The organism is Delftia sp. WSY_22, from assembly GCF_043104185.1.
GTDB lineage: Bacteria > Pseudomonadota > Gammaproteobacteria > Burkholderiales > Burkholderiaceae_C > Comamonas > Comamonas tsuruhatensis.
The window spans coordinates 53,519-70,832 of the sequence record NZ_JBICKN010000026.1 but is presented as its reverse complement, the minus strand read 5'-3'; the positions used below and the strand labels follow the sequence as shown (position 1 = coordinate 70,832).

Genomic DNA, 17,314 nt, shown 5'->3' with positions numbered 1-17,314 from the left:
AGGGTGTCAATTGTGGCCATGGCAGGCCCCTGCGGCGCCCGCGCAAGGCGCCGGCCCGCACTTGTACCCCGCCGCGTCTGCGCTACACTTGCCCGCTATGTTCATTCATCGCATGTTCATTGCAGGTTGTGGAGACCGGGGAGCCTGGCCCTGGCGCAAGCCTGTCCAACTGAACAGCTGAAGCACCCGGGGCGCGACCCGGCGTGCACCCGAGGCCCTACGGGCCAATCGAATGAATCGGCGCAATCCATGCGCAGCCCGCACCCACATCAGGTCTGCCAGCGCCACGCAATCCGGAGTCTTTCCCCGTGATCACCGAACTCGAATTCAAGAGCCTTGCTGCGCAGGGCTACAACCGCATCCCTCTGATGGTCGAGGCGTTTGCGGATCTCGAAACCCCCCTGTCCCTCTACCTCAAGCTGGCCCATGCGGGCGGTGACGGCAAGCACAGCTTTTTGCTGGAGTCCGTAGTGGGCGGCGAGCGCTTCGGGCGCTACAGCTTCATCGGCCTGCCTGCACGCACGCTGCTGCGCGCCAGCGGCTTCGGCGATGCGGCATGCACCGAGGTGGTGACCGATGGCCAGGTGGTGGAGACGGCCAAGGGCAATCCGCTGGACTTCATCGCTGCCTACCAAAAGCGCTTCAAGGTGGCGCTGCGCCCGGGGCTGCCGCGTTTTTGCGGCGGGCTGGCCGGCTACTTCGGCTACGACGCCGTGCGCTATATCGAGAAGAAGCTGGAAGATTCCTGCCCGCCCGATACGCTCAACTGCCCCGACATCCTGCTGCTGCAGTGCGAGGAGGTGGCGGTGATCGACAACCTGTCGGGCAAGCTGTACCTGATCGTCTATGCCAACCCCGGCGAGAGCGAGGCCTATACGCGCGCCAAGAAGCGGCTGCGGCAGTTGAAGGATCTGCTGCGCTACTCGGTCAGCGCGCCGCAGATCAAGGCCGGCGAGAGCCATCCGGCCCAGCGCAGCTTTGCCAAGGAAGACTACCTGGCGGCCGTGGAGAAGGCCAAGGAGCTGATCGCCGCGGGCGACTTCATGCAGGTGCAGGTGGGCCAGCGCATCCACAAGCGCTTCACGGCCAGCCCCTTGAGCCTGTACCGCGCGCTGCGATCGCTCAATCCCAGCCCCTACATGTACTACTACCACCTGGGCGATTTCCATGTGGTGGGCGCCAGCCCCGAGATCCTGGTGCGCCAGGAGAACACGGACGAGGGCCAGAAGGTCACCATCCGCCCGCTGGCCGGCACGCGCCCGCGCGGCGCCACGCCCGAGGCCGACAAGGCCACCGAAAAGGAACTGGTGGCCGACCCCAAGGAACGCGCCGAGCACGTGATGCTGATCGACCTGGCGCGCAACGACATCGGCCGCATCGCCAAGACGGGCAGCGTGAAGGTGACCGAGGCCTTTGCCGTGGAACGCTACAGCCACGTGATGCACATCGTCAGCAACGTGGAGGGCATTCTGCGCGACGGCATGGACAACATGGATGTGTTCAAGGCCACCTTCCCGGCCGGCACGCTGACGGGCGCGCCCAAGGTGCATGCCATGGAGATCATCGACCAGCTGGAGCCGACCAAGCGCGGCATCTACGGCGGCGCCTGCGGCTACCTGAGCTTTGCGGGCGACATGGACCTGGCCATTGCCATCCGCACGGGCGTGATCAAGGACGGCACGCTCTACGTGCAGGCCGCCGCCGGCGTGGTGGCCGATTCCGTGCCCGAGATGGAATGGAAAGAGACCGAGCACAAGGCGCGCGCACTGATGCGCGCGGCCGAGCTGGTGGAGGAAGGACTGGAATGAGCACGGACCGCGCCAAGCAGGCCATCGACCTGGTGCAGCACTGCACCGACATGCTGGATGTGCGCCGCAATGTGGATGCGCTGGACGATGTGCTGGTTCCGCTGCTGGTCACGCGCATGGGCTACATGCAGCAGGCCGCGCGCATCAAGGCCGATGCGGCCCAGGTGCGCGACGAGGGCCGCATCGAGGCCATCGTGCGCCGCGTGCGCGAGCGCACGGCCGCCGAGGGCGGCCAGCCCGACATGATGGAGGCGGTGTACCGCCACCTCATGGAGGAATGCATTGCCTACGAGCACCGCGAGTTCGCGCGGCTGCGCGAAGGCGGTGCGCAGGACGATCGTTCCTAGGGCCTGTTCACACTCATGCGGGGATCGCGTTGCCCGGCAGCCAGCGCAGCGCATGGCGCGCTGCCACCCATTCCTCGTTGGTGGGCTCCACGCCCACGGTGACGGCGCTGCCGGTGGCCGAGATCACGGCCGCATCGCGCGCATTGGCCTCGGCGTCCAGCCGCAGGCCCAGAAAGCCCAGGCCCTCGCACACGCGCCGCCGTATCTCGGCGCTGTGCTCGCCCACGCCTGCGGTGAACACCAGCAGGTCCAGGCCGCCCAGCACGGCGACCAGGGCGCCGATCTCGCGCACGATGCGCCGCACGTAAAGCGCCAGCGCGTCGCGGGCACGCTCGGCCCGGGCATCGGCGCCTGATTCCAGCGGCAGCAGCACGCGCGGCTCGGACGAGGTGCCCGAGACGCCCAGCAGGCCCGACTCGTGGTACAGGATGCGGCCCACTTCCTGCAGGCTGAGCTTTTCGATTTCCATCAGGTAGATCACGGCGCCGGGGTCCAGCGCGCCGGTGCGCGTGCCCATCATCAGGCCGTCCAGCGCAGAGAAGCCCATGGTGGTCGCCACGCTTTGCAGGCCCTGCATGGCGCACAGGCTGGCGCCGCTGCCCAGGTGGGCCACCAGGGTGCGCCCGCGCGCCAGGTCGCCATGGCGCTCGGGCAGGGCGGTGGCCATGTATTCGTAGGACAGGCCGTGGAAGCCGTAGCGGCGCAGCCCGCGCTCCCAGGCCGCGTGCGGCAGGGGCAGCAGTTGCTCGACCTTGGGCAGCGTGTGGTGGAAGGCGGTGTCGAAGCAGGCCACCTGCACCAGTTCGGGCCGCTCGCGCAGCAGGATGTCCATGGCCTCCAGCGCAAAGGGCTGGTGCAGCGGCGCCAGCGGGATGAAGGCCTTGAGGTCGGCCAGCACGCCGGTATCGACGCGCACGGGCTCGAAGTAGCGGCTGCCGCCGTGCACCACGCGGTGGGCGATGGCGGCCACGCGGGCGCCGTCCAGCTGCGCCAGGCGCGCGGTGATGCGCTCGCGGATCAGCTGCAGCGCGGCGCGGTAGGGGTGGGCTGTGTCCAGGGTGATGGCAAAGGGCGGCACGCCGCTCTCGCCGAAGTCGGGCGCGGGCCCGCCTATGCCCTGGACCTTGCCGTTCCACAGCGGCTTGCGCGGCAGCGGGCGCTGGGCACCATCGAAGACGGCGAACTTGATGCTGGACGAGCCGCAGTTGAGCACCACGACCAGTTCGCGGGCGGGGGAGGATGCGGTGTGGGCAGGGATCATGGCGGCGAGTTCCGGTAGCGGTGGGCCAGCAGCAGGGCGATGGCGCAGGAGGCGATGCGCGAGGCGCGGCTGTCGGCGCGGCTGGTCAGGATCACGGGCACCTTGGCGCCCATGACGATGCCGGCGCTGGCCGCCTCGCCCATGTACATGAGCTGCTTGGCCAGCATGTTGCCGCTTTCCAGGTCGGGCACGACCAGGATGTCGGCCTGGCCCGCCACGGGCGAATCGATGCCCTTGGTGCGCGCGGCGGCCATGGACACGGCGTTGTCGAAGGCCAGCGGCCCGTCGAGCACGCCGCCCGCGATCTGGCCCCGGTCGGCCATCTTGCACAGCGCGGCGGCGTCCAGCGTGGCCGGCATGTGCGGGCTCACGGTCTCCACGGCGGCCAGGATGGCGACCTTGGGCTCGGGCACGCCGATGGCATGGGCTAGGGCGATGGCATTGCGCACGATGTCGGCCTTTTGCTGCAGGTCGGGCGCGAGGTTGATGGCCGCATCGGTCACGATGAAGGGGCGCGGGTAGTGCGGCGTCTGCAGCACGAAGCAGTGGCTGACGCGGCGCTTGGTGCGCAGGCCGGCGGCGGCGGCCACGACCTCGGCCATGAGTTCGTCCGTGTGCAGGCTGCCTTTCATGATGGCCTCGACCTCGCCGCAGGCGGCCAGCTCGGCGCCGCGCGCGGCGGCGGCGTGGCTGTGCGGCACGTCCTCGATGCGCAGGCCGCCCAGGTCCAGCCCATGCTCGGCCGCCACGGCCTCCAGCCGTGCGCGCGGGGCCACCAGCACGGGGTCTATCAGGCCTTCGCGGCGCGCGTCCAGCGCGGCCGAGAGGCTGGTCTCGTCGCAGGGATGGACCACGGCCACGCGGATGGGCGGCAGGCCGGCCACATGGGCCAGCAGGCGCTGCAGGCCGTCGCGTCCACCGGCCTCCAGCCGGATCTCGGGCAGGCTGGTGCGCTGGCGCTCGATGTGGCGCGCAGGCGCATGCACGGTGGCCTGGCCCTCGATCACGGCGGCGCCATGCTGGTTGGTGCAGGCCACGGCCAGCGTGACCTGGCGCTGCTCGGCCTGCTTGGCCAGCACCTCCACGCGCACGGTCAACCGGTCGCCTGCGGCCAGCGGCGCCAGAAAGCGCAGCGTCTGGCCGACCAGGGTGGTGCCGGGGCCGGGCAGGCGCGTGCCCAGCACCGAGGCCAGCAGCATGCCGCCCCACATGCCGTGGGCGATCAGGGTGGTGTCGTCATCGTCGGCGCCGGCAACCGGGCCAGCACCGGCACCGGCACCGGCACCAGCGCCGTCGGCCACGGCCGCGCCCGACAGGGCGGCGAACAGGCGCAGGTCCTGGGTGCTCAGCGTGCGTTCCAGGCTGGCGCTGTCGCCCACGTCCAGCTCGTCGAAGCTGTGGTTGCGCAGCAGGGCCAGGTCTTCGGGCGGCAGGGCCGCATCGGAGGCAGTGGAGAGGTTCATCGCTTCTTTCGGGTACCTGTGTGCGCGCGGCTGGCCGGTGCGCGCGGGGTGGGCCTGGCGGCCGGGGCTTCGGGTGGGGCCGCTTCCTGGGGGGCCTCCCTGGCCTGCGCCACCTCCAGCGCCTGCACGAAATGCGCCATGGCCTGCAGCAGGCGCTGGTGCTCGGCATCGCTGAGGTTGCCGCCCTGGTTGGCCAGTTCGTCCACCGTGGTCATGCCCCAGCGGATGTCGGCCGCCGGCGAGGCGGCCAGCAACTGGGTGATGGCGGCCATGGCGGCGTCGGGCTCGCGCTGCATCAGCAGGGCCTGGCGGCGCACGATGCGGCGGAACTGCGCCATGTCGGGCGGCACGCCGCCCAGGTGATCCTGCAGCAGCCGCCAGGCGTGGCGGAAGTGGCGCTCATCGGCCTCGCCGCGTGCGCGCAGCACATGGAACAGGGCGCGGATGACGGCCTCGTACAGCCCGCCCTGGGCCACGCTTTCGTGCAGCCGCGCCAGTTCCTGGCACATGTACTGGCAGTGCTCGGGCGATTCGCCCGGGTGCGGGCGCGGCGGGCCGTCGTCCTGGCGGCTTTGGCCGGCCAGGGCCTGCACCAGAGGCGAGCCATAGATGGCGTGGAACAGCCGCGCCTGCATGGCGTCGCGCTGGTCGCGGTAGGTGTCCAGCATATGCACCACGGCCTGCGACATGGCCTGCTGCGCCTTCAGGAAGGGGTTGTCGGGCTCGACGGGGTGGCGGTCCTCGCGCGCCTGCTCGGCGGCCTGGGCCACGGCAGGGGCCAGCGGGTGGGAGTCCGACCAGTATTCATAGCCCACGCGCAGCGGATGCATGGCCTGCAGCCAGCGCGCCGACAACGGCGTGGACAGTGCCTGCACCCAGGGCTGCACGGTGTTGCGGTACAGGGCGAGGTTGATTTCGGAGACGCGCGCGGCGGCGGCAAAGTGGCGCTCGCTTTCGGGGTCGGGCCGGACGATGTCGCGCACCTCGGCCAGGTCGCTGCGGCGGATCTTCATCAGGTAGGCCGCGTCGGTCAGCTCCTGCGGCGGCACGCCGGCGGGGCGGTCGGCGATCTCGGCGCGGTAGATGCCGGCGGGCAGCAGGTCGATGATGTCGATGTGCGCCGCGAACTCGCGGTGCTCCTTGCGGCCCACGGCGCCCGAGACAAAGATGCCCAGGTGGCCGATGCTGTCGTGCGTGGCGAAGACGATGGTCTGGTCGTGGGCGGCGATGTCCTCGTCATCACGGTACAGGTCGGTGATCCAGCCCAGGGCCTGGCCCGGCGGCGTGATGTTGTCGCCATGCGAGCAGAACACCACGATGGGCGAGCGGATGTTGCGCAGGTCGATGCGCACGCCGTCCGAGGTCGTCAGCTCGGCCGTGGCCAGCCGGTTGCCGATGAACAGGTTGTCCACGATGTACTGCATCTCGCGGCCTTCCAGGAAGACATGGCCGCCCCAGTACTTCTCGAAGCCCAGGTAGCGCGGCCCCTCGGTGTCCACGTCGGCATAGACCTGGTACTGCTTTTCCCACAGCGTGTTGGCGGGGTTGAGGTTCTCGAAGTTCTGCACCAGCCAGGCGCCGTCGAAGCGGCCCGCGCCCAGGTCGCTGGTCAGTGCCGTCACCCAGCTGCCGCCCATGAGGCCGCCGCCGTAGCGCATGGGGTTGTCTCCGGCCCAGTACGACAGCGGCGCGCCGGCCACGATGATGGGCCCGAACAGCTCGGGCCAGACGGCGGCCGTCATGAGGATCTGCCAGCCGGCCTGGCAGTTGCCGATGACGGCGGGCTTGCCCCGGCTCTCGGGGTGAAGCTCGGCGACCTTGCGCACGAATTCGGCCTCGGCGCGCATCACGTCCTCGACGGTCTGGCCGGGCACGGGGTCGGGCAGGAAGCCCACGAAGTAGCAGGGATGGCCGGCCTTGAGGGCGGCGCCGATCTCGCTGTCGGGCTTGAAGCCGCCGATGCCAGGGCCGTGGCCCGCGCGCGGATCGACGACGATGAAGGGGCGCTTGGCCGGGTCGATGACCGTGCCCTCCATGGGCGCGATGCGTGCCAGCCCGTAGTTGACGGGACGCGGCAGCTCCAGGCCGGACATCACGATCTCGGCCTGGAAGCTCAGCACATTGGGCACTTCCTCGGCCAGGTGGGCGCGGTACTGGTTGCCGCGCTGGCGCCGGATGTCGGCATACAGCAGCGTGCGCTGCCAGGCATCGGTGGCGTACTGTGCAGCTGCCTGGGGCAGCTTCAGCGGATCGCCCCACAGTGCCCCCACGTCCACGGTGCCGTGGCTATCGAGGTGCTCGTTCATCTGGCCCACTCCTTTAACGGGCATGTCCTGCCCCCTGCTTGCAGATTGCGTGTGAATGGCCGCCAAACGGCCCCGCGCTGCGGGACCGTGCGGCTTGTGTCAGCCCCTGGGCTCTTCAGCCGTGGGCGGCAGCGTCCCGGGCCGTTTCGGCGGCAGCCGCTGCAACGGGCTGCTGCGCCGCATGGTCGGGCGGGGTGACGGATGGGGTCACGGACTGGGCCATGGACTGCACGGCCGAGGTCCAGCGCGCCAGCAGGTCGCTCCAGGGCACGGCCGTGTCGGCCGCGCCCTGGGCGCCGCCGCTCAGCGTGGCTGCCACCTGCTGCTGCCAGTCGTGCACGGCCTGCTGCACGCCCTGGGCCAGGGTCATCTGGCTGGCCATGGCGGTCTGGGCCAGGGCCTGGGCATGGCCCATGCGCAGGTGGGCGTGGCGCCAGAAGGCCTGGGCGGGCAGGGTGGCCAGCTCCTGCCAGCTGCTGGTCTGCTGCACGCCCTCGATCTCGTTGCCGGTCTCGGCGATGCGCTCGGGGCCGTTGCGTGCGGCATGTTCCAGCCATTGCTGGCCGCTTTCCTGCAGCAGCCGGCTCAGGTGCAGCTGCAGTTCGAGCTGGGCCTTGAGCAGATGGAGGGGAATGGTCTGTGCGCTCATATGGAACTCCTTGCTGGTTGACGTGGAAAGATGCCTTGGCGGCGGAACGAAACTCAGGCCATCTGGCCGATGGTCTTGCGAAAGCGGGCGAGCGTGAGGGCGAACAGCACGGAGCCGATGGCGGCCAGTGCGAGAAAGGGCTTCCAGACCACGTCCAGCCCCGCTCCGCGGTAGAGGATGGCCTGCGACAGCTCGACAAAGTGGGTGGTCGGCGCGGCCAGCATGATGGTCTGCACCAGCTGCGGCATGCTTTCGCGCGGCGTCATGGCGCCCGACAGCAGCTGCAGCGGCAGCAGCACGAGCACCAGCAGCATGCCGAACTGTGGCATGTTGCGCGCCAGCGTGGCAAGGAAGATCCCCAGCGACGTTGTGGCGAACAGGCACAGCGCGGCCCCTGCCAGGAACAGCGGCTGAGAGCCTTCGATGGGAACGCTCAGGGCGCCGCGCACCACGAGGTTGAGCGAGGCAAAGGCGGTGACCAGCACGACCAGTCCCATGGACCATATCTTGGCCAGCATGATCTCGGTCGGTGTCACCGGCATGACCAGCAGGTGCTCCACCGTGCCGTGCTCGCGCTCGCGGATCAGCGCCGCGCCCGTGAGGATGATGGACAGCATGGTCACGTTGTTGATGATCTGCATCAGCCCGCCGAACCAGACCTTGTCCAGCGCGGGATTGAAGCGCGCGCGCACCACCAGGTCCACGGGCAGGGCGGTGGCGCCCCGAAAGCGCCGCACGAACTCGCTGACCTCGGCCGAGACGATCTGCTGCACATAGCTGTTGCCCGTGAAGGCCTGGCTCATGCGCGTGGCGTCCACGTTCAGCTGCAGCTCGGGCGCGCGGCCCGCCAGCACGTCGCGCTGGAAGTTGGGCGGTATGTTGAGCACGAAGGTGTAGGTGCCCGAGTCCATGCCCGGGTCCATCTGCGTGCGGTCGATCATGGCCGGCGGCGCGAACTGCGGCGGATAGAAGGCGCCCGCGATGCGCTGCGACAGCGGCGAGCCGTCCTCGTCCACGATGGCGATGGGCGCGTTGTGCAGGCTCTCGGGCATGGCCGTGGCCGCCGTGTAGATGGAGACCGTGAACACATAGGCGATGAGCACCAGCAGCACGGGGTCGCGCCACAGGCTCCACAGCTCCTTGACGCCCAGCCGGTAGATGTTGGAGAAAAGGCGGGTGCGCATGTCAGCTCTCCTGCTTTCTGGTCAGCGCAATGGCCAGGCCCAGGATCGCCGGCACGGACAGCAGCAGCGGCCCGAACGAGCCGGCCAGCTCCCGAAATCCCAGCGCCTTGCTGAACACGCCGCGGCTGATGGCGATCATGTGGCTGGCCGGATAGACCTCGCCGATGGCGCGGCCCACGCCCTCCAGCGAGGACACGGGGTCGACCAGGCCTGCGAACTGCGTGGTGGGGATCAGCGTGCCGATCAGCACCAGGAACATCGAGGCGATCTGGCTGCGCGTCAGCGTGGAGGCCAGCAGGCCGAAGCCCGTGGAGGCGCCGCTGAAGATCAGCGCCGCCAGGGCCAGCGTGGCAAAGCTGCCCGTCACGGGCACGCCGAACAGGGTGACGGCCATCAGGCACATCAGCAGGCAGTTCAGCATGGCCAGCACCACATAGGGCAGTTGCTTGCCCAGCAGGAATTCGGTGCGCGTGACCGGCGTGACGTAGAGGTTGGTGATGGAGCCGCTTTCCTTCTCGCGCACCACGGCCAGCGCCGTCAGCATGGCGGGCAAAAGCAGCAGCAGCAGGGGCATGACGGCCGGCACCATGGCCGGCAGGCTGCGCACGTCGGGGTTGTAGCGAAAGCGCGTCTGGATGTCGATGAGGCCGGCCGGCGCCACGCCCAGGCGCTCGCGCGCCTGCTCGGTCAGCCAGTGCTGGTGGATGCCCTGCAGGTAGCCGCGCACGGTCTCGGCGCGCGTGGGCATGGCGCCGTCGAACCAGGCGCCCACCTGCACGGAGCCGCCGCGCAGCACATCGCGCGCAAAGCCCGGGGGGATCTCGATGGCCAGGGTCAGCTCGCCGCTGCGCATGCGGCGGTCCAGTGCGTCGTAGTCGGTCAGCGGCGGCTGCTCGATGAAGTAGCGCGAGCCCGACAGGCTCATCGCATAGCTGCGGCTGATGGTGGTCTGGTCGCGGTCCAGCACGGCAAAGCGCAGGTCCTCCACGTCCAGGCTGATGCCGTAGCCCATCACGAACATCAGGATCAGCGAGCCCACCAGGGCCAGCGTGGCGCGCACCGGGTCGCGCTGCAGCTCCAGCGCTTCGCGCCAGACATAGCTGAGCATGCGCTGGGCGCTGAAATGGCGGCGGCGCGCAGTGTGCGTTTCCACGGCAGCGGGGGCGGCAGGCGCGGCCGGTTCCTCGGCGGCCGGGGCCTCGCCGCCACCGGCCTCGACCAGGTAGCCGATGAAGGCTTCCTCCAGCGTGGCCGCGCCGCGCTTGGCCACCAGGCGCGCGGGCGTGTCGCTGTCCAGCACCTTGCCCGCATGCATCATGGACATGCGGTCGCAGCGCTCGGCCTCGTTCATGAAGTGGGTGGAGATGAAGATGGTCACGCGGTCGCGCCGCGACAGCTCCACCAGCAGGCGCCAGAAGCCGTCGCGCGCCACGGGGTCCACGCCCGAGGTGGGCTCGTCCAGGATGAGCAGCTCGGGCTTGTGCACCATGGCCACGGCCAGCGACAGGCGCTGGCGCATGCCCAGCGGCAGGGCGGCCGGCAGGCTGTGCTGCGCGGCCTGCAGGTCGAAGCGCTGCAGCATCTCGGACACGCGCGCGGGAATGTCCGCCTCGGGCACGCCGAACAGGCGCGCATGCAGCACCAGGTTCTGGTGCACGGTCAGCTCGCCGTACAGCGAGAACGCCTGGGTCATGTAGCCCACGCGGCGGCGCGTGTCGATGTCGCGCGGGTCCACGGGCTGGCCGAACAGCCAGGCCTGGCCCTCGCTGGCCGGCAGCAGGCCGGTCAGCATCTTCATGGTGGTGCTCTTGCCGCAGCCGTTGGAGCCCAGGAAGCCGAAGATCTCGCCGCGGCGGATGCGGAAGGACACATGGTCCACGGCGACGAAGTCGCCAAATCGCATGGTCAGGTCCCTGGCCTCGATGGCGATGTCGTCCTCGCCGCCCTCGGGCAGGGGGGCGATGGTCACGGGCGCATGGCCGCGCTTTTTCTCTTCGGGCAGCAGGGCGATGAAGGCCTCTTCCAGCGAGCGGCTGCCCGTGCGCTGCAGCAGCTCGGCCGGCGTGCCCGTGGCCAGCACGCGGCCCTCGTCCATGGCCACCAGCCAGTCGAAGCGCTGGGCCTCGTCCATGTAGGCCGTGGCCACCAGCACGCTCATGCCGGGGCGCTGGCGGCGGATGCGCGCGATCAGGTCCCAGAACTGGGCGCGCGCCAGCGGGTCCACGCCCGTGGTGGGCTCGTCAAGAATGAGCAGGTCGGGGTCGTGGATCAGCGCGCAGCACAGGCCCAGCTTCTGCTTCATGCCGCCCGACAGCTTGCCGGCTGGCCGCTCCAGGAATTTGCGCAGGCCCGTGGCCTGGGTGAGGTCGTCGATGCGCCGGCGCCGCTCGGCCGCGTCATGGCCGAACAGGCGCGCGAAGAACTGCAGGTTCTCCTCCACCGACAGCGTGGGATAGAGGTTGCGCCCCAGGCCCTGCGGCATGTAGGCCACGCGCGGGCAGACGGCCTCGCGGTGCCGGCGCTGGGCCATGTCGCCGCCCAGCACCTCGACGCTGCCTTCCTGGATCTTGCGTGCCCCGGAGATCAGCGCCATGAGGCTGGACTTGCCCACGCCGTCCGGCCCGATCAGGCCGACCATGCGGCCTTCGGGAATGTCCAGGTCGATGCCCGCCAGAGCCTCGACCTGGCCATAGCGCTGGTGCACGCCCTTCAGGCGCACGACCCAGCCGCTGGCATGGGGCGTCGTGCTCTGGCTCATTGCGCGGGCTGGGCTGGCAGCTTGATGGCCAGGTTGGCGGGCCACTCATGGCTGGCATCGGTGCGCAGCCAGGCCATGCCGGGCACGCCGGTCTTGACCTGTTCCAGATGGCGGCGCAGCAGCTCCGGCGGGATCTGGGCGCGCACGCGGAACATCAGCTTCTGGCGCTCGCTGGCGGTCTCCACGGTCTTGGGCGTGAACTGGGCCTGGCTGGCGACGAAGGAGACGCGGGCCGGGATCACGTACTCGGGCGCGGCGTCCAGCACCAGGCGCACCTCGCTGCCCAGGGCGATGCGGCCGGCGGCGGTCTCGGGCACGAAGAAGGTCATGTAGACATCGGACAGGTCCAGCAGGTTGAGCACGCGCCCGCCTGCGCCCAGCACCTCGCCGGGCTGGGCCACGCGCAGCTGCACGCGGCCGTCGCGCGGGGCCTTGAGCACGCCGTCGTCGATGTCGGCCTGCACGCGCGCCACCGTGGCCGTGGCCGCCTGCACCTGGGAGCGCACGCCGACCACCTGGGCCTCGGCCGCCTTCACGGCGGCCTGGGCGGCGGCGGCCTGGGCACGCGTGGCGGCCAGCGCCGCCTCGCTGCCGCGCACGCGGGCGCGGTCGTCATCGAGCTCCTGCACCGAGGAGGCACCCTCGCGCGCCAGCGTTTCCGAGCGCTTGAAGCGGCGCTGCGCGGCGTCCACCTCGGTCTCGCGCTGCACGATCAGGGCCTGGGCGGCGGCCAGGTCGCTGCGGCGCAGGGTGACCTGGGCCTCGGCCGCGGCCACGCTGTGCTCGGCCTGCTGGCGCATGGCGTCGGCTTCCTGGCGCTGCGCGCGCAGGGTGTCGATCTGCATGCGCGCCACGGGCTGGCCGGCCTGCACGAAGTCGCCCTCGCGCACCAGGATTTCCTCCACGCGGCCGGGCAGCTTGGTGGAGATGTCGATCTCGGTGGCCTCGACCCGGCCATTGCTGCCGACGAAGCCCTCGCCCGGGCCCTTGGGCGTGAAGGTCTTCCAGGCCCACCAGGCCACGAGGGCCAGGACCGCCACGGCGGCGATCGGCACGATCTTGTTCTTCAGAGAGGTGTTCTTGTCCATGGGCGGGTCCGGATGCTTCAGGAATTCGGGGGATCGGCAGGCGTGGCCGGCACGGTGGCGGGCAGCGCGGCAGGTTCCGCCCCGCTGCCGCCGCCCAGGGCGGCATACAGGCCCACCTGGCTGGACAGCAGGGCGCGCCGCGCCTGCACCAGTTGCTGGCGTGCGGCCAGCAGGTCGCGCTGGGCGTCCAGCACCTCCAGGTAGGCGGCCGAGCCGTTGTCGTAGCGCAGCTGCGCCAGCCGCGCGCGCTCGGCCTGGGCCTGCACGGCGGTGCGCTGCACGGTGATCTGTTCGGACAGCCAGCGGCGCGCGGCCAGGCCATCGGCCACCTCGCGGAAGGCGGTCTGTATGGCTTTCTCGTACTGGGCCACGGCCATGTCGCTGCGGATCTCGCCCAGCTCCAGGTTGGCGCGGCGCCGGCCGCCGTCGAAGATGGGCAGGGACACCGTGGGCACGAAGGCCCAGGCGCGGCTGCCGCCGTCGAACAGGCCGTCGAGTTCGGCGCTGGCCGTGCCCCAGCGGGCGGTGAGCGCAATGCGCGGGAAGAAGGCGGCGCGCGCCGCGCCGATCTGGGCCCGGGCCGCGCGCAACTGGTGCTCGGCCGCGGCAATGTCGGGCCGCGCCGTGAGCAGTTCCGAGGGCAGGCCCGGCCGCAGCTCGGCCAGCACCAGGGCGTCGTCAAAGGGTGCGGCGGCGGGCAGCGGGCCCGGGTGGGCGCCGACCAGCTGGGCCAGTGCGTGCAGCTGCTGCGCGCGTGCCAGCTCCAGCTGGGCCAGCAGGGCCTGCGCCTGGGTCAGCAGGGTCTGGACCTGGGCCAGTTGCAGGCGCGAGCTGGCGCCCACGGCCTCGCGGCGCGTGAAGATGCGAAAGGATTCCTGGCGCGTGGCCAGCGTCTCGCGCGCAATGGCCACGCGCTCGTCCAGCTCGCGCAGGCCCAGGTAGCCGTCGGCCACCTGGGCGATCAGCGCGGTCTGCACGGCGTGGCGGCCCGCATCGCTGGCCAGCCAGGTCTGCAGGGCTGCGTCCTTGAGGCTGCGCACGCGGCCCCACAGGTCCAGCTCCCAGCTGCTGAAGCCGACCTCGGCGCGGTACTCGCCGCTGACCACGGAGCGGCCCGAAAGATTGAGATCGCCAGGCACGCGCGCCCGCGCGGCCTGGCCGCCCACGCCAATGGCCGGGAACAGCTCGGAGCGCTGGATCTGGAAGGCCGCGCGCGCCTCTTCGGCGCGCAGCGCGGCCACGCGCAGGTCGCGGTTGTGCTCCAGCGCGGTGGCGATCAGCTGGCGCAGCACGGGGTCGGTGAAGTACTCGCGCCAGGGCAGGCCGGCGGCGGCGACACCCTGGGCGCCCGCCTGCAGATGGGCAGGCCAGGCCTCGGGCGTGGGCAGGGGCGGCGGCTCGTGCGGCGGCGCCAGGGAGGCACATCCCGCCAGGGCGGCGGCCAGTGCGGCTGCCAGCGCGGCGGCGGCGGTTCGGGGGAATGGGAGGGTCATCTGCAGTGCTGCGGGGTGCCGGTGCGGCAGCCGCTAGTTGAGGATGTGGTGGCCGCCATCGACATACAGCGTGCAGCCCGTGATGGCGCGCGCCCCGTCCGAGGCCAGGAAGGCGCACAGCGGCCCCACGTCGTCGGGCTGCAATTCGCCGGCAATGGGCGAGCGGCGCACGCTGTCGGCCACGAGTTCATCGAACGCGGCAATGCCCGAGGCCGCGCGCGTGGCGATGGGCCCGGGCGAGACGGCATTGACGCGGATGCGCGAGGGGCCGAGCTCGGCCGCCAGGTAGCGCGTGGTGGACTCCAGCGCGGCCTTGACCGGGCCCATGATTCCGTAGTGCGGCATGACCTCGCTGGCGCCCAGGTAGCTCAGCGTCATGAGGCTGCCGCCGCTGGCCGCCATCAGCGGCTCGGCCAGGTGGGCCATGCGGATGAAGGAGTGGCAGGAGATGTCCATGGCCAGCGCAAAGCCCTCGCGGGAGCTGTCTACCACGCGGCCCTGCAGGTCCTTGCGCGGGGCGTAGGCCACGGCGTGCAGCACGAAGTCCAGCCGGCCCCAGCGCACGGCGGCGGCATCGAACAGCGCGCGCATCTGCTCGTCGTCGCCCACGTCCAGCGGCATGCGCAGCTCGGCACCGATCTCGTCGAGCAGGGGCTCCACATGCGCCCGGGCCTTGTCGTTCTGCCAGGTCGCGCCGATCTCGGCGCCCGCCGCATGCATGGCCCGGGCACAGGCCCAGGCAATGCTGTCGCGGTTGGCGATGCCGACGATCAGGCCTTTTTTGCCAGCCAATAGCGTCATCTCGAATGCTCCAGATCAGAAGGTCTGCCGGGAAACAGGCCGCCTTGGGGCGGCTTCGTCAGGAATCACGGGGCATGGCGCGGCATTGCCGACATATGCGCCACGGCGAATGTTTGTATTTCCTGTGACTACGAAGCTTTTGATAGCTTGTTTTGATGCATGCAAATCAAAGGTTTGCATGCCAATATCGTCTCCTGGTCTTTTTCATTCTATCTATGTTGCACTGCAGCGACCGATTTTGGCGATGCCGTTTCGTTATATCGATGCAGTTCACTCCATAGTCTTGACTCAGGTCAAAGAGGGCTGCCTCACGGGGAGAATGCCGCTTGCCGCCGGTTGCTGTGCCCAGTAGAGCAATGGTGTCTTTTTGCGCCAACAGCCGAGCATTCTCTGTATTGGCCGGATTTCAATGAATACAAGGTATTCACACCATATTGGTGCATGGGAGGTAAAGAAAACCGGAAATCTGCCGATGGTCCGTGGACAGAGAAAATCCCCGGCCTGCAAAGGTCTGGGCCGCCATTCAGTCGGGACAAGACCGAAGGAAGATGTTCAATCCATGACCAGCATTTCATCCACCGGCGCCAGCTTTGCCGCCAGCGCAGCGGGCATGCGGCCCACGGTGTCCGTGAGGTCGTCAGCGACCACGGCAGCTGCTGCACCCGCCGACCCGGGCACGCAGGTCACGCTGGGCCAGTCCGCAGGGTCCAGCGTCATCTATGCCAAACCGCAGCCCGTGGAACTGGGCCAGTTCAGGCTGACCCGGGCCTGGGCCTCGCAAGACAGGGACGACATCAGCACCCTGATGGCGCGCAACCTGGGCCTGGGCCCGTCGGCCAGCCTGGCCGACCGCTGGCGCGGCCTGGGCGGCGCCCTGCTGTCGCGCTTTGCGGCCGCGCCGTCGGACTACCAGCAGACGGTTGCGGAGTACCAGGCGCCCACGGCGGCCGACTCCGTCGCAGGCAGCGCGGATGCGCAGGCCCTGGACAAGTCCGCACTGAGCGATGTGTCCGTGGGCGCTGCCACCGTGAGCCTGAAGATCCGCACGCAATCGGGCCAGACCGTGGAGCTGCGGATTGCCACGAACGACGGCAGCGAAGCGGGCAGCAGCAGCGGGCTGCGGGTCGAGGTCAAGAGTTCCGGCACCTTGAGCCAGGCCGAGAGCGCGGCCATCGCCCAGCTGGCCGACGGGCTGGACGAAGCGCTGGAAGGCCTGGGAAAGCCGGGCAAGCCCCAGCTGGAACTGGGCAAGCTGATGGACTTCGATCGCAGCGTGCTGTCCGGCCTGGACCTGGACATCAAGAACCCCAAGCCTTCGCAGCCCCTGTCCTCGTTCAGCCTGCATGTGGGCGCCGATGGCCGATCGGTGGCGATGAAGGGCGCGGCGGGCGAGCTGGCCGTCAACCTGGAGTCCGACGCGCCCGCAGGCGCCAGCGCGTCGCAGCGCCAGTCCGCGCTGGACCAGCATCTGAAGCGCTTTGATGCCGCCGCGCAGCGCGGCCGTGCGGATGCGGCGCTGGTGGACATGTTCAAGAGTGCCTTCAGTCAGCTGCACAACGCGCAGGCGCCGGCCGCGCCGGGCGCCATCGTCGCGCTCTCCGGGCTGGAGCGTTCCGTGCAGTCCCTGCAAAGCGGCCTGGCCGATTTCCAGGCCAGCTTCAGCGGTGACTTCGAGAACACCAACGAATTCGGCGCCGTGACCGAAATCGGCCGCGCCGAGTACCAGGTGGGCCAGAAGACCACCCGGCAGTCCCGCGGCAGGGAGGGCGAGTCGATCGCCCAGGTGGTGACCGAGTCCCTGAACGCCGAGTCCAAAAAGGCGCGCAACCGCAGCATGCTGGATTTGCAGTCGGGCAACTATGACCTGACCAAGGTGCAGGACAGCCGCACCATCACCACGCTGATCGAGACAGCCGGCAAGCAGGTCACCGGCGCGCTGCGCAAGACGCAGGAGCGCCAGATGCAGACGTGGGACCAGCTGGTGGAGCACCGCACCCAGCAGCACCGCGAAACGCCCGGTGGGCGCAGCTTCACTGAGCAACTCGCGTTGAGGTAGTCGCGCTGAGATAGTCGCGTTGAGGTAGTCGCGGCGCGGGCCGGGCCGTGTGTCGTCGTTGTGTCACAAAACTTCCGTATAAGAAGTTTTTTTGAACAAG

Annotated in this window: 13 protein-coding genes; 3 read left to right on the top strand and 10 right to left on the bottom strand. The window is 69.9% G+C overall.

Annotation, left to right across the window (positions count from 1 at the left end; all coding sequences use genetic code 11):
• Window positions 1-308: 308 nt before the first annotated feature.
• Both trpE and ACF8NF_RS14085 read left to right on the top strand, forming a co-directional pair.
• Entirely contained in the window at window positions 309-1,808 is a 1,500-nt protein-coding gene (gene trpE / locus ACF8NF_RS14090) for an anthranilate synthase component I (protein ID WP_016449525.1), read from the top strand.
• Window positions 1,805-2,155 (top strand): chorismate mutase, encoded by a 351-nt coding sequence (locus tag ACF8NF_RS14085; RefSeq protein WP_016449526.1) that lies wholly within the window; start codon window positions 1,805-1,807, stop codon window positions 2,153-2,155. Before trpE ends, ACF8NF_RS14085 begins: the two co-directional genes overlap by 4 nt.
• A gap of 13 nt (window positions 2,156-2,168) precedes the next feature.
• On the opposite strand, the gene ACF8NF_RS14080 is transcribed toward ACF8NF_RS14085, so the two are convergent.
• From ACF8NF_RS14080 to ACF8NF_RS14035, 10 genes are all read right to left on the bottom strand, one after another.
• Window positions 2,169-3,416 (bottom strand): acetate/propionate family kinase, encoded by a 1,248-nt coding sequence (locus ACF8NF_RS14080; protein ID WP_392450745.1) that lies wholly within the window; start codon window positions 3,414-3,416, stop codon window positions 2,169-2,171.
• On the bottom strand, window positions 3,413-4,879 hold the full coding sequence (locus ACF8NF_RS14075; protein ID WP_392450744.1) for a bifunctional enoyl-CoA hydratase/phosphate acetyltransferase: 1,467 nt from the start codon (window positions 4,877-4,879) through the stop codon (window positions 3,413-3,415). The genes ACF8NF_RS14080 and ACF8NF_RS14075 overlap by 4 nt, the downstream gene beginning before the upstream one ends.
• Window positions 4,876-7,185, bottom strand: a complete 2,310-nt coding sequence (locus ACF8NF_RS14070) for a DUF3141 domain-containing protein (protein ID WP_047472286.1) — start codon at window positions 7,183-7,185, stop codon at window positions 4,876-4,878. The genes ACF8NF_RS14075 and ACF8NF_RS14070 overlap by 4 nt, the downstream gene beginning before the upstream one ends.
• A gap of 115 nt (window positions 7,186-7,300) precedes the next feature.
• On the bottom strand, window positions 7,301-7,834 hold the full coding sequence (locus ACF8NF_RS14065; RefSeq protein WP_016449530.1) for a hypothetical protein: 534 nt from the start codon (window positions 7,832-7,834) through the stop codon (window positions 7,301-7,303).
• Window positions 7,835-7,887: 53 nt separating this feature from the next.
• Window positions 7,888-9,018 carry an ABC transporter permease gene (locus ACF8NF_RS14060; RefSeq protein ID WP_392450743.1) on the bottom strand — a complete coding sequence of 377 codons (1,131 nt, stop codon included), beginning with the start codon at window positions 9,016-9,018 and terminating at the stop codon, window positions 7,888-7,890.
• A 1-nt stretch (window position 9,019) separates the two neighbouring features.
• Window positions 9,020-11,776: a ribosome-associated ATPase/putative transporter RbbA gene (gene rbbA / locus ACF8NF_RS14055; protein WP_126311082.1), complete on the bottom strand. Its 2,757-nt coding sequence runs from the start codon at window positions 11,774-11,776 to the stop codon at window positions 9,020-9,022.
• A complete protein-coding gene (locus ACF8NF_RS14050; protein WP_012202692.1) occupies window positions 11,773-12,864 on the bottom strand; it encodes an HlyD family secretion protein in 1,092 nt (363 codons plus the stop codon). The genes rbbA and ACF8NF_RS14050 overlap by 4 nt, the downstream gene beginning before the upstream one ends.
• A 17-nt stretch (window positions 12,865-12,881) precedes the next feature.
• Window positions 12,882-14,357 (bottom strand): efflux transporter outer membrane subunit, encoded by a 1,476-nt coding sequence (locus ACF8NF_RS14045; RefSeq protein ID WP_074923575.1) that lies wholly within the window; start codon window positions 14,355-14,357, stop codon window positions 12,882-12,884.
• A gap of 33 nt (window positions 14,358-14,390) precedes the next feature.
• Entirely contained in the window at window positions 14,391-15,158 is a 768-nt protein-coding gene (gene fabI / locus ACF8NF_RS14040) for an enoyl-ACP reductase FabI (RefSeq protein WP_016449534.1), read from the bottom strand.
• 15 nt (window positions 15,159-15,173) lie between these two features.
• Entirely contained in the window at window positions 15,174-15,338 is a 165-nt protein-coding gene (locus ACF8NF_RS14035) for a hypothetical protein (RefSeq protein WP_155294163.1), read from the bottom strand.
• 379 nt (window positions 15,339-15,717) lie between these two features.
• Here ACF8NF_RS14035 and ACF8NF_RS14030 point away from each other — a divergent pair, with 379 nt between their 5' ends.
• Entirely contained in the window at window positions 15,718-17,214 is a 1,497-nt protein-coding gene (locus ACF8NF_RS14030; RefSeq protein WP_061288982.1) for a hypothetical protein, read from the top strand.
• Window positions 17,215-17,314: the final 100 nt, after the last annotated feature.